The sequence below is a fragment of the Rhizobium sp. BK289 genome (assembly GCF_014193575.1).
GTDB classification, from domain to species: domain Bacteria; phylum Pseudomonadota; class Alphaproteobacteria; order Rhizobiales; family Rhizobiaceae; genus Rhizobium; species Rhizobium tropici_C.
Genome location: NZ_JACHZO010000001.1, coordinates 816,212 through 828,498, shown reverse-complemented (window position 1 = coordinate 828,498; position 12,287 = coordinate 816,212). Strand labels below are relative to the sequence as shown.

The window sequence follows — 12,287 nt, the reverse complement described above, 5'->3', positions numbered from 1 at the left end:
CCGGCATCCCAAATCCCATCCGAGATGAAATGATGTAGGCGGTCGTAGCGATCAGGTGCCAGACGTTCCGCCATCGGCTCGATACTCTTGCGATCGCCAGGTCCGATGAGGCCCGAAATATAGACCGGGCACATCTGCCGCCGCTTCTTGTGACCAAGCTTCTCGACGAACGGCTTCAGCCAATCTGCCAGCGCAACATCCAGTTCCGACATCTCGCGCACCCCTGTGAAAGTGCCCAAGATGGCCCATCATCGTAAATGACCGGTTAATCTGCCAAAGTAGTGTTAGTCTTTGGTGATGAAATCCACGAGCACGATGGCGTGATTGTGCTCGCTGTCTTTCGCACCGTAAAGAAGCGTCGCAGTCGATTGTCCGATCTCGTCTTTAAGCTGATCCACCGCTTTGGCGTTCTTCTTGAGTTCATCCTGATAGCGATGGCGAAACTCGTTCCATTTGTTCGGATCGTGAGCGAACCACCGCCGCAGATCAGCGCTTGGTGCGACGTCCTTCAGCCAGACGTCGATATGGGCATCGCTCTTGGCTATGCCGCGGGGCCATAATCGGTCGACAAGGATACGCTTGCCGTCATGCTTGTCTGCAGGTTCATAAATTCGCTTGATGCGCACGGACATATCGGATCTCCGCCTTCAGCAGATGTCGCCACGAGAACGCCACAGGCATCTTATGCCTGTGCGCGGCGTAGCTCCGTCGGTGATTGCCCAAATAGCCTTCGGAACAATCTGGCAAAGTGCGACGCACTGTCAAAGCCCACTTCAAGTGCAATTTCGATGAGCGGCGCCTGCGTCTGAAGAACCAGTTGCTTGGCGCGCTCCATGCGAATGCGCGTGTAGACAGCTCCGGGAGACGTCTTCATTTCCTCCAGGAATAGGCGCTCGAGTTGTCGCCGAGACAGGCCGACGGACGCGGCAAGATCTTCGGTCGGCACGACGTCCTCGATATGGCTTTCCATGGTGATGAGCACGGCTTTCAGACGCGGGTCCTGGCATTCGATGGCGAGCGGCTTGCGCGGCTGGATATCCAGGCCGGATCGAGCCCGCTCGATCTGCAGCACTTCTAGAGCATTTCGTTCGGCATCCCTGCTGATATGCCGTCTGACAAGGAAGGCCGCCATATCGGCAGCGCTGCTTCCGCCGGCACACGATCCGCGGCTGCGATCGAGATTGAACAGGCGGTCGGAACGAACCGGATTGTCGGGAAATTGCTCTCGATAGGCCTGGTAGTGCAGCCAGCTGACGCAGGTCTGGTGTGTTTTCATCAGGCCGAGGCGCGCCAGAATGAAGGTGCCGGTGCAAACGCCGATGAGCGGGATTTTTTGAGCCGCGGCCTTCTTCAAATAATCGGCGGTCTGATTGTCTATCGTGATGTCCGTGTTCAAAAGTCCACCGACCACGACGATGTAGTCAAACTCCCGCGGCTCGATAAAGTCCGATGTCGGTGCGACCTGAACCCCGCAGCTGGAGGTGATGAGATGCCGTGTGCTACCCAACACCTGCCAGTCGGCCAGGACCCTGCCGGACTTATCGGCCTCATCGCTCGCCAGTCTTAGCGTATCGATAAACAGCGCGAAGGCGGAAAGGGTAAACGATCGCGCGAGAATAAATCCGACCTTCAAAGGACCATGCTTCAATTCATGCTTGCCGGATTTCATCTAATGCCTCGCCTGATCAAGCCCTTCTACTTGATCTGGAAACCATACGCCAAGGGATAACGATCGTCGACGAAGATCGTATTGTGACCGACGATCCGCGCGCATCCGCTAACGCTCGGCTTGATGCCCTTGAAGTGCCCGATGTCGGCCTCGGCTCTCGAATTCGCACGATTTGATCCGCTTGGAGCGGGCGGCGCCTCTATTGGATTGCCGTTCCCTTTTTGAATAGGCAATGTGGATAGCGATGATGGTAGTCCGTTTGATGAAACATGGAACGATATGAGCGTATCGCATTTGGAGAGCAGCGGTCTGCGCAAGACCAGGCTCTATGAGGAGCTTCACGGGCGATTGAAGGCCGAGATCTTGGCGGGAGCCGTGCCGGATGGACTTGTGGTGACGGAGGCGGCACTTGCCGGCCTGGTCGGCAGCAGCCGCGCGCCGGTGCGCCAGGCGCTGCAGCTGCTGCTTGAGGATGGTCTTATCGCCCGGTTCGATGGCCGAGGCTTTATTGTCGGGGTGCCGGGAACACCGCCGAAACGGGTTAAGCTCGACAATTATCTCGGCAACTTGCTTGATGAAAACAGCGGCAGGCCCGCATTTGCCTGGCAGGCGCTTTATGAAGATGTCGAGCGCATCGTCGTCCATCGCTCCGTCTTCGGTCGTTATCGCATCAATGAAAACGAATTGGCGCGGCATTTCGGCGTCGGGCGCGGGGTGGCGCGCGATGTGCTGCTAAAGCTCGAGACGCTCGGCATTACCGAGAAGGACGACAATTTTCGCTGGTCGATCGTACCGCTCGACGCTCAGCGCATCCGCGACCTATATGAGGTTCGCGAGCAGATCGAGCCGGTGGCGCTCGCCAGCGCCTTGGATGGACTTTCCAGCGACCACGTCGAGGCGATGCTTGCGCGGCTGTCGCAGGCGCTTGCGGATTATCCCGATGTCACGGCCTCGACAATGTACGAACTCGAGCTCGATCTTCATCTGCGCAGCCTGCAGGCCTGTCCGAACAAGGAATTCCTGAATATTCTGAAGCGGACGCATTGTATCCTGACGTTGAGCAAGCACATCGTCGGTAGTCGCATCAAGAGGCCGGACCATGAGCCGTTTCTTGCGGAACATATCGGCGTGTTCGAGATGGTGCAAAAGCGCGACGAACAAGGGCTGCGGAAAGCCATGCGCGATCACATAAGCAATTCGCAGCCTAATGTGCAGGCGCGTGCCGCCTATATCCGCGAGCACTACCAGCCGGACGAATACAGCTTCATCACCTGATTTTGACGGCGTCAGGTAATGGCGCCGACCTGCCAGGGAACGAATTCATTGTCGCCATAGTCGAAGGTTTCGCTCAGCGTCTTCTTGCCGGAGGCGACAGCGATGATTTCCTCGAAGATCCGTTCGCCGGCCGCCTCGATCGTGTCGTCGCCGCTGACGATGTCACCGCAGTTGATATCCATATCCTCGCGCATATGGTTGTACATCTCGGTGTTGGTGGCGATCTTGACGCAGGGTGCCGGTTTGAATCCGGACACCGATCCCCGGCCGGTGGTAAAGCAGATCACATTGCAGCCGCCGGCCACCTGGCCGGTGACGGCAACGGGATCGTAGCCGGGGGTATCCATGAAGACGAAGCCGGGTTCATCGACGATCTCCGAATATTCGTAGACGGCCTTCAGCGGCATGGAGCCGCCCTTGGCGACCGCACCGAGCGACTTTTCGAGGATGGTCGTCAATCCGCCGAGCTTGTTGCCGTAGGATGGGTTGTTGTTGAGTTCCGCGCCGTTGCGGCGGGTATAATCGCGCCACCAATCAATTCTGGAGAGCAGCTTTTCGGCGACTGCGGGCGTGACCGCTCTGCGCGTCAGCAGATGTTCCGCGCCATAGATCTCCGGCGTTTCCGCCAGAACCGATGTACCGCCATTGCGCACGAGAAGATCGGAGGCATAGCCGAGCGCCGGATTGGCCGAAATTCCCGAATAGCCATCGGAGCCACCGCATTCCAGGGCGAGCTTGATGCCCGAGAGGGGCTGAACGGTGCGCTTGGCTGAGTTCACCTCGGGCAACATGTCCTTGATCATTTCCGAAGCAGCCGCGATCGTTTTGCGGGTACCGCCGAGATCCTGGATCGTCATGGTGCGCAGCCGGTTTCCTTCCTCGAGCTTGTAATGTTCGAGAATGGGCGCGATCTGATTGGTTTCGCAGCCAAGGCCGATCATCAGGATGCCGCCGAAATTCGGATGACGGGCGTAACCCTGCAGGGTGCGGGCGAGATAGCGATAGCCTTCAGACTGGGTATTGATGGCGCAACCGCCGCCATGGGTCAGTGCCACCACGCCGTCGACATTGTCGAAGCCGTCCAGGCCTCCGGTGCGATTGAAATGCTCGGCGATATATTTTGAGACGGTCGCAGAGCAGTTCACCGTGGTGATGATGCCGATAAAGTTGCGCGTGCCGACACCGCCTGCTCCGCGATCGAAGCCCATGAAGGTCCGACAGTCCTCGCGCGGCAGCATGCCCGTCTCTTCGATATCGACGCTGAACTGGTAGGGGTGTTCGGATTCGATGACTGCCAGGTTCTGCAGATGGACATGGCCGCCGGCCGGAATGAACTGCGTCGCAACGCCGATCGGCTGGCCGAATTTGCGGATTTCCTGGCCCGACTGGATGTCGCGGACTGCAACCTTGTGGCCGCGCGGGATCTGGTCTGCAGCAATCAAGCCGTCGATGCCGGTGGCGCTGCCGGCGCGGATCATCACGCGGGCAACCGCGACATCGTCGATGGGATTGAGCAGGATGACAGGCGAAACGGCGGACATGAGAAATTCCGTATGGTTGGATTAATGTCTATTGCTAGCAATAGACAATTATTCGGTAGAAGACGTCAAGCGTGATCGACGCCGGCGGCAAATTCTGTCACTCAATCGTGGGGCTGGCGGGCGAGCCAGCCGGTAAGATCGGTTTCCGCCCGCTCCAGAGCACTATGATTGAGCAGCTTTCTGAGAAACGCCACGGCCACGGCGCGGGCTCTTAGGTTGAAACGGCTGTCGTCGTCCTGATTGCCGAGCGGCTGATAGACCCCGAGCTTGATGTAGAGCTGCTGTAATCGATTTTGAACGCTGCGCACTGAGAGATTGCGCCTTTGGGCAATGGCGCGGTCGGTCAATCCCAGTGCGATATCGACCAGGATCTCATATTCGGCTTCGGTGAAGCCGTTGACATTTCCAAGGCTTCTTTGCTGCATGCCACGCACTTCGCGGTCGATCACGCACTGGCTCTCGATGAAGATGCTGCGCAGCGCCAGCTTCAACCTGTCATCTGAAGCCGATTTCAAAACATAGCCATAGACGGCACCGGCCGGCACGATGCGGGAGACGCCGCGAACATAGGCTTCATCGGAATAGTTCGACCAGAAGAGGATACGCGTCTCCGGCCGCTCCTTCCATATGGTGCGCGCCGCCTCGATGCCGTTGCGCTGGCTCATCTGCAGATCCATGACGATATGGGCAGATTTGCAATCCCGCGCCAGCCGTTCGCCGCTGTTGCCGTTTTCGGCTTCCAGCACGCCATCGCATTCGGGAAGTGCGGCTCGGATTGCTTCGTTGAGATAGGAGCGATGAAGCGGATCGTCCTCGATGATCAGAACCTTCATGCCGCGGCTCCTCCCACCGGCTGCGCCTTGGCGGGCAGGGTGACGCTGACCAATGTTCCTCCGGATGCGCCGGCCGGTTTGATCGCAAAGCGTGCCGAGATCAGCCGCGCGCGGGTCCGCATATTTTCGATGCCGCCACCTGACGGCCTGCGGGCATTTCCAAGTCCAAGACCGTCATCCGTGACGTCAATGGTCACCGCGCCCCCGGCCGCTTTCAGGTGAACATCAATGTTGCTGGCATGGGCATGGCGTATGGCGTTATTGATGGCCTCCTGCGCGATGCGGAAAAGGGCAATGGAAACTGGCTGTTCGAGGCAGTCGATGGCGCCGCCGGTCTCGTCTTTCAGCGTCCAGGCCAAAGTGGCGCCGCTCTCCTGAATCGACCGCTCAAGATGGTTTTCCACCGCTTGCGCAAAGCCGAACAGCTGAAGGACCGAGGGCTTGGCCTCCTCGATGATCTGGCGAAGATCGTGCATGCTATGCTGCAAACCGCGAAAAAGCGGTTCAAGAGCCTCACCGGTGACATCGGGCTGGCTGGCAAGCCTCTCCAGCCGGCGGGAGAGGCGGGTCAGATCGGCCAGAATCTGATCGTGCAAATCCATGCCGATACGTTGCCGCTCGGCCTCCAATGCCTCAGTCAATTTCAGGGCACCGAGGCGAAGACCTTCTTCGCGGGCGCGGGCTTCGGCTTCGACGATGGCCGAGAGCTTAGCCTGGTCGGCGGCACGGATGGCGAAGAAATGGGGTGCCAGCAGATCGGCAATGACGCGGGCGCTTTCGACATGCTGCATGGTGTAGAAGCCGGTCTGATGGCTCGAGCAGGAAAGCGCGCCGATAACGTGCCCCTGTACTTTCAGTGGTACGTGCACGCGGCTATGCAGCGATTGGTGAAAGATCGGGTGTGAAAAAGCGCCCTGGAAATGGAACTGCGGGTCGCTCCAGGCATCGTCGGTCAGCAGATAATCGCTCTCGCCCCAGAGAAGCGTGCGGATGGGGCTGTTGCTGACCGGCGCCGGAAACCGGCGTCCCCAATCGGTTTCGAGCCCGCTCTCGTAGGCCGTGTGAAATTGCTCGTCCACCAGCAGGATACAGACGTCGAGATGATCGTGCGGGATCACGTGGCTGATTTCGGCTGCGACTGCTCGGATGACGGAGTGAAAGTCGAGCTGGCCGGCGAGTAGCCTCGATATGTTGAGATAGTGGTCGAAGACCGATTGCGGCGCCAGATCGCGCAAGGCACGCCCTCCCAGGCAATGCGTCGACCGCTTCTCCTCCGGTCGATCGCAGCATAAGGATTTCCGACGCTATTAAGCGCCGATCCGAGCCGTTCGTCCTGCGGGCTTGCGCATTTTTTCTGCGGGATCCCGCAAGGTCCCGCAGCTTAAGCGCCTGTACAATCGAAACAATCTCGGACATCCTGTTTGTACTGACAGGGGAACCTTCAGTGCAAATATTATTTTCGGTCGTTCGTTGAGGAGCGCGCTCGAAAATCTTGGCCTGGAAGAGGAAGTACGGGCTCATTGGGAGGAAAATATGAATATTGCCAAGATGCTGCTGGCATCCGCCGTCATCGCCTGCGTTGCCGTGCCGGGTTCCGCTTTTGCTGATACATCATCCAAGAAAATTGCGTTGTCGAACAATTACGCCGGCAATTCCTGGCGCCAGGCCATGCTGACCAGCTGGCAGAAAGTCACGGGCGAAGCCGTGAAAGCCGGCGTGGTGGCTGCCGCCGATCCGTTTACGACGGCGGAAAATCAGGCAACCGAACAGGCAGCGCAGATTCAGAACATGATCCTGCAGGGCTATGACGCGATCGTCATCGACGCCGCGTCGCCGACGGCGCTGAACGGTGCGATCAAGGAAGCCTGCGATGCCAAGATCGTCGTCGTTTCCTTCGATGGCATCGTCACCGAACCCTGCGCCTGGCGCATCGCCGTCGACTTCAAGGGCATGGGCGCCAGCCAGATCGAGTATCTCGCCAAGAAGATGCCCAAGGGCGGCAACGTCCTCGAAATTCGAGGCCTTGCCGGCGTTTCCGTCGATGACGAGATTTCCGCCGGTATCCATGCGGCTGCCGCCAAATATCCGCAGTTCAAAATCGTCGGCTCCGTGCACGGCGACTGGGCGCAGGACGTCGCGCAGCGCGCCGTCGCCGGCATCCTGCCGAGCCTTCCGGATATTGCCGCGGTCGTGACGCAGGGCGGCGACGGCTACGGTGCTGCACAGGCATTCGCCGCTGCCAAGCGCCCTATGCCGACGATCGTCATGGGCAATCGTCAGGACGAGCTTGCCTGGTGGAAGAAGGAGAAGGATGCCAGTGGTTATGAAACCATGTCCGTCTCGATCGCCCCCGGCGTTTCGACGCTTGCCTTCTGGGTGGCGCAGCAGATCCTCGACGGTCAGCAAGTGAAGAAAGATCTGGTCGTGCCGTTCCTGCGCATCGATCAGGACAATCTCGAAGCCAGCCTGGCCACCACGCAGGCGGGAGGCGTCGCCAATGTCGAATACACGCTCGATGACGCCAAGAAGGTCATCGCCGCAGCGAAGTAATCCATATCGACAAGCAAATGAAGGCCGGTGCCGCCGATAGAGGGCGGCGCCGGTTGGATACAACGCCCGGCCGGACGATCCATGATTGCAGTCAAAGACAATAGTTCGATGAAGGAAGACACCGAGCCGCATGCCGTCGTCTCGGCGAGAGGCATCAAGGTGCATTTCGGCGCGGTGAAGGCGCTCGATGGTGCCGATCTGACCATTCACGCCGGCGAATGCATCGGCCTTGTCGGTCACAACGGTGCCGGCAAGTCGACGATCGTCAACGTCATCAATGGCGGTCTTAACCCGCATGAGGGAACGATTACCTACGACGGCAACGACAAGGCGCACGGCATCAATGCCGCACGGGCATACGGCATTCGTTGTGTCTTTCAGGAGCTGTCTCTTGCTCCCAATCTGACCGTTGTCGAGAACATGCGGGTCGTTCATCACGGTCTTTCCGGCTGGAACTGGCGCCGGCAGGCGGCTGGGATCGTACGCGCCAAGCTCGACGAGATTTTTGCCGGCCACAAGATCGATGTTATGCGCAGCGTCGGTGAGCTTTCCATCGCCGAACGGCAGATGGTGGAGATTGCGATCACCTTCTGCACCGTCGGTCAGAAGCCGAAGCTGGTTATTCTCGACGAGCCGACCTCATCGCTGGATGCCGGATTGGCCGAGCAATTGATGACCTATGTGCGGGCATTCGTGCAGGCAGGCGGCGCGGTGATGCTGATCTCGCATATTCTCGGCGAGATTCTTTCGACGGCGAGCCGCATTCTCGTCATGAAGGATGGCCGCGTCGTCGCCGATCGCGCCGCCCAGGACTTTAATGTCCGAAGCCTTGTCCAGGCCATGGGCAGCGTCGTCAAGGAACAAGACCGCAAGCACGGGAATGAGGAGCGTACCGCTACACCTCCCATCCTCACCTTGCCGTCGCGCAGGGGCAGGGGCCTGACCTTCGAGGTCCGAAAGGGGGAGGTTGTCGGACTTGCCGGACTTGCCGGTCATGGCCAAACCGACATGCTGCTCGATCTCCATCGCTCCTTGTCGGGCAATTGGCTGCCGGGCAGGCGGGAGAATATTACCTTCGTCGCCGGCGATCGCAGCCTGAACGGAACCTTTCCTCTGTGGAGCATCTTGAAGAACCTGAGCATCGCATCGCTCGGTGATCTCTCGAAGATGTCGCTCGTCAACAAGGAGAGTGAGAAAAGCCTCGGAGCCGAATGGAAGGGTCGCATCGAAATCCGCACGCCAACGATGGAAAACGGCATCCTGTCATTGTCCGGCGGCAATCAGCAAAAGGTCCTGTTTGCCCGCGCGCTTGCGACGACGGCACCGATCGTGCTGATGGATGATCCCATGCGCGGTGTGGATATCGGTACCAAGCAGGAGGTCTATCGCATCCTGAACGATGAGGCTTCAGCCGGCCGGACCTTCATCTGGTACTCCACTGAAATGGATGAAATCCGCCTTTGCGACCGTGCCTATGTCTTTCGAGACGGCGTCATCGTTGCGGAACTGGTCGGAGAGGAAATCACGGAGGAAAACGTGCTGGCAGCGTCCTTTGCCGGAGAGGGCGCATGATCCGTCCATCGTCCACCACCTTGCGCCTGCTTATCCCCGCGCTGTCGCTTGCTGTCTTGCTGATCGCGGTCTTCTATCTCCAGCCGCGGGCCATGAGCTATATCGGGCTCAATCTGCTCTTCAATCTCGCCGTCCCGATTGCGCTCGCGACGATCGCCCAGATGATGATCATGTCGGTGAACGATCTCGATCTGTCGATGGGAACATTCGTCAGCTTCACCGCTTGCGTGGCGGCGACCTATCTTCATTCGTCACCGCTCCTGGGCATCCTCATTCTCGCCGCGGCAATCGCCGTTTACGCCATCATAGGGGTGATCATCTATGTCAGGGACCTGCCGTCGATCGTCGTCACCCTCGGCATGAGCTTCGTCTGGGGCGGCTTTGCGGTGCTGCTGCTTCCCGCGCCGGGTGGCACGGCGCCCGACTGGGCCCGCTGGCTGATGACCTCGAAGCCACCGTTGGTTCCTATGGCGATCGTTGCGAGCGTCGTCATCGCGCTGATGTCCCACCTGATCGTCATGCGCTCTTCCTTCGGCGTGCTGATCCGTGGCGTCGGCGGCAATCAACGTTCGCTTGAGCGGGCCGGCTGGTCCGTCGTCGCCCTGCGTGCGGCAGCCTATGGGCTGGCCGGCCTCTTTGCGGTGCTATCGGGCATCGCGCTGGTCGGGCTTACCACCTCGGCGGATGCAAATATCGCGTTGCGCTATACGCTTCTGTCGATTGCCGGCGTCATCCTTGGAGGCGGGGAATTCATAGGCGGCCGCGTTTCCCCGATAGGGGCCGTAATCGGTGCACTGACCCTGACCTTGGCAGGTTCGTTCCTGTCGTTTCTGCGGATCTCGCCGGATTGGCAAATCGGTGCCCAGGGCGCCATCCTGATCATCGTGCTGGCGCTACGGCTCTTGCTCAACCGCGTTGAAAAGCGGGAGAAACAATCATGATCGCTTTTCGCGTGCTTGGCCGGAAGCCCTGGATCTGGTCCTTCTTCGCCACCATCATCGTTTGGCTCGTCACCGTGCTCTTCACGGGCGGCGCGAGCTCCATCGGCCTCTCGCAGGCAGCGCTGACCTTCGCCGCTTTTTCCGTGATCGTCGGCATCGGCCAGATGTTCGTCATTACGCTCGGACCGGGCAATATCGATCTGTCGGTACCTGCCACGATGACGCTTGCCGGCACGGTCGCGCTCAAGCTGATGAATGTCGAGGACGGCATGATCGTGCCCGGTCTCTTGGTGTCGATCCTCATTGGCCTTGGCATCGGTATCGGCAATTATGCCCTGATCAAGCTTTTGCGCATCCCGCCCATCATCGCGACACTCTCGATGAGCTTCATCGTCCAGTCGACCGCCATCTGGAGCAATCGCGGCCTGCGCATCAAGCCGCCGGATCAACTGGCCGATTTCACCACGTCCGGTTTCCTCGGTGTGCCGAATGTCGCGATTGTCGCTCTTCTGCTCTCGGTCGTTGCCTGGGTGCTTTTGGAGCGGACGATCTATGGCCGCTGGATATCGGCAATCGGGCAGAGCATGTTCGCGGCGCGCATGGCGGGCATTCCTGTCGACGGAACACGGCTTGCAACCTATGTGCTTTGCGCTGTGCTCGCCTCGATCTGCGGCTATCTGCTCGCGAGTTTTTCCGGCGGCGCCGCTTTGAACATGGGGGCCGAATATCTGCTGATGTCGATCGCCGTCGTTATCATCGGCGGAACGGCGGTCGCCGGCGGCGATTCGAACGTGCCGGGCATATGGGGCGCGTCGCTTTTCATGTTCCTGGTGGTCTCGATGCTGAACACCTACGGCTTCGGCGCCGGGCCGAGGCTCATTCTGACCGGCCTCATCATCATTGCCGTCATTCTCGTTGCAGGCGGCCGCCCCATCGGCGGGCGCTGACACTGTTCTCCAGCAGTTTTAGGACAATCAAATGTCGAACGACTCCTCGTCCCTTTACGAAATCTACGATACCCGTTTCCGGAACCTCATTGTTCCAAGTGCCGGGCTGGAGGAGCTTTATTCGGACTGCCGCTGGGCGGAAGGACCTGTCTGGTTTGCCGATACCGGATGCCTGATCTGGAGCGACATTCCCAATGAGCGCATGCTGCGCTGGGTGCCGGGCGGCGGCGTCTCGATCTTCCGCGCGCCGTCGAATTTCGCCAACGGCAACACGCGCGACCGGCAGGGGCGATTGATATCCTGCGAACATGGTGGCCGCCGGGTCACACGCACGGAAATCAACGGTTCGATCACGGTGCTTGCCGACAGCTACAAGGGCAAGCGCCTGAATTCGCCGAACGACGTGATCGTTCGTTCCGACGGATCCATCTGGTTCACCGATCCGACCTATGGCATCCTGTCGAACTACGAGGGCTACAAGGCGGAGCCAGAGCAGGCGACCCGCAACGTCTACAGGCTTCATCCGTTGACAGGCGAATTGGACGTCGTCGTCGACGATTTCCGCCAGCCGAACGGCCTGGCATTTTCTCCCGACGAGACGAAGCTCTATGTTGCCGACTCCGCCGCCAGCCACGACATCAGCGCCCCGCGCCACATCCGCGTCTTCGATGTCGTCGATGGGAAGAAACTCGCAAACGGCCGGGTCTTCTGCAACATCGATACCGGCATACCGGACGGTTTCCGCGCCGATATCGATGGCAACATCTGGACCAGTGCCGGCGACGGCATCCACTGCGTCGCGCCTGACGGCACCCTGATCGGCAAGATCAAAATACCCCAGACGGTCGCCAATCTGACTTTCGGTGGTCCGCGCCGCAATCAGCTGTTTATCACTGCGACGCAATCGCTTTATCGGATCTACACGACGGCGACCGGGGCGCAGGTGCCGTGAAGGCGCA

Annotated in this window: 12 protein-coding genes and 1 pseudogene; 6 read left to right on the top strand and 7 right to left on the bottom strand. The window is 59.5% G+C overall.

Features of this window, described 5'->3' with window-relative positions; all coding sequences use genetic code 11:
- The 4 genes and pseudogenes from FHT84_RS03740 to FHT84_RS31340 all read right to left on the bottom strand — a co-directional run.
- The coding region (locus tag FHT84_RS03740; protein WP_183768547.1) for a transposase at positions 1–212 on the bottom strand (212 nt) is incomplete at its 3' end.
- Between the two features lie 72 nt (positions 213–284).
- Positions 285–632, bottom strand: coding sequence for a DUF488 domain-containing protein (locus tag FHT84_RS03735; RefSeq protein ID WP_112345132.1), 348 nt, complete (start codon positions 630–632; stop codon positions 285–287).
- A 50-nt stretch (positions 633–682) separates the two neighbouring features.
- Positions 683–1,669, bottom strand: a complete 987-nt coding sequence (locus tag FHT84_RS03730) for a GlxA family transcriptional regulator (RefSeq protein WP_113250290.1) — start codon at positions 1,667–1,669, stop codon at positions 683–685.
- Between the two features lie 26 nt (positions 1,670–1,695).
- Positions 1,696–1,824, bottom strand: a pseudogene (locus FHT84_RS31340) (proline racemase family protein); the annotation flags it as partial.
- A 124-nt stretch (positions 1,825–1,948) separates the two neighbouring features.
- Here FHT84_RS31340 and FHT84_RS03720 point away from each other — a divergent pair.
- On the top strand, positions 1,949–2,944 hold the full coding sequence (locus FHT84_RS03720; RefSeq protein ID WP_112345130.1) for a GntR family transcriptional regulator: 996 nt from the start codon (positions 1,949–1,951) through the stop codon (positions 2,942–2,944).
- Positions 2,945–2,955: 11 nt separating this feature from the next.
- On the opposite strand, the gene FHT84_RS03715 is transcribed toward FHT84_RS03720, so the two are convergent.
- From FHT84_RS03715 to FHT84_RS03705, 3 genes are all read right to left on the bottom strand, one after another.
- Positions 2,956–4,485: an altronate dehydratase family protein gene (locus FHT84_RS03715; RefSeq protein WP_112345129.1), complete on the bottom strand. Its 1,530-nt coding sequence runs from the start codon at positions 4,483–4,485 to the stop codon at positions 2,956–2,958.
- Positions 4,486–4,586: 101 nt separating this feature from the next.
- Positions 4,587–5,318: a response regulator transcription factor gene (locus tag FHT84_RS03710; protein WP_112345128.1), complete on the bottom strand. Its 732-nt coding sequence runs from the start codon at positions 5,316–5,318 to the stop codon at positions 4,587–4,589.
- Positions 5,315–6,553 carry a sensor histidine kinase gene (locus tag FHT84_RS03705; protein WP_112345127.1) on the bottom strand — a complete coding sequence of 413 codons (1,239 nt, stop codon included), beginning with the start codon at positions 6,551–6,553 and terminating at the stop codon, positions 5,315–5,317. Before FHT84_RS03705 ends, FHT84_RS03710 begins: the two co-directional genes overlap by 4 nt.
- Positions 6,554–6,851: 298 nt before the next feature.
- Between FHT84_RS03705 and FHT84_RS03700 the strand changes: the two genes are divergently transcribed.
- The 5 genes from FHT84_RS03700 to FHT84_RS03680 all read left to right on the top strand — a co-directional run bounded on the left by FHT84_RS03700 (position 6,852) and on the right by FHT84_RS03680 (position 12,280).
- Positions 6,852–7,868, top strand: coding sequence for an ABC transporter substrate-binding protein (locus FHT84_RS03700; RefSeq protein WP_112345126.1), 1,017 nt, complete (start codon positions 6,852–6,854; stop codon positions 7,866–7,868).
- 81 nt (positions 7,869–7,949) lie between these two features.
- The gene (locus FHT84_RS03695) at positions 7,950–9,440 is read left to right on the top strand and encodes a sugar ABC transporter ATP-binding protein (protein ID WP_112345125.1); all 1,491 of its coding nucleotides are present in this window, start codon (positions 7,950–7,952) and stop codon (positions 9,438–9,440) included.
- Positions 9,437–10,381: an ABC transporter permease gene (locus FHT84_RS03690; protein ID WP_112345124.1), complete on the top strand. Its 945-nt coding sequence runs from the start codon at positions 9,437–9,439 to the stop codon at positions 10,379–10,381. Before FHT84_RS03695 ends, FHT84_RS03690 begins: the two co-directional genes overlap by 4 nt.
- A complete protein-coding gene (locus FHT84_RS03685; protein ID WP_112345123.1) occupies positions 10,378–11,328 on the top strand; it encodes an ABC transporter permease in 951 nt (316 codons plus the stop codon). The genes FHT84_RS03690 and FHT84_RS03685 overlap by 4 nt, the downstream gene beginning before the upstream one ends.
- 31 nt (positions 11,329–11,359) lie before the next feature.
- Positions 11,360–12,280 carry an SMP-30/gluconolactonase/LRE family protein gene (locus FHT84_RS03680; RefSeq protein ID WP_112345122.1) on the top strand — a complete coding sequence of 307 codons (921 nt, stop codon included), beginning with the start codon at positions 11,360–11,362 and terminating at the stop codon, positions 12,278–12,280.
- The last annotated feature ends 7 nt before the right edge of the window (positions 12,281–12,287 follow it).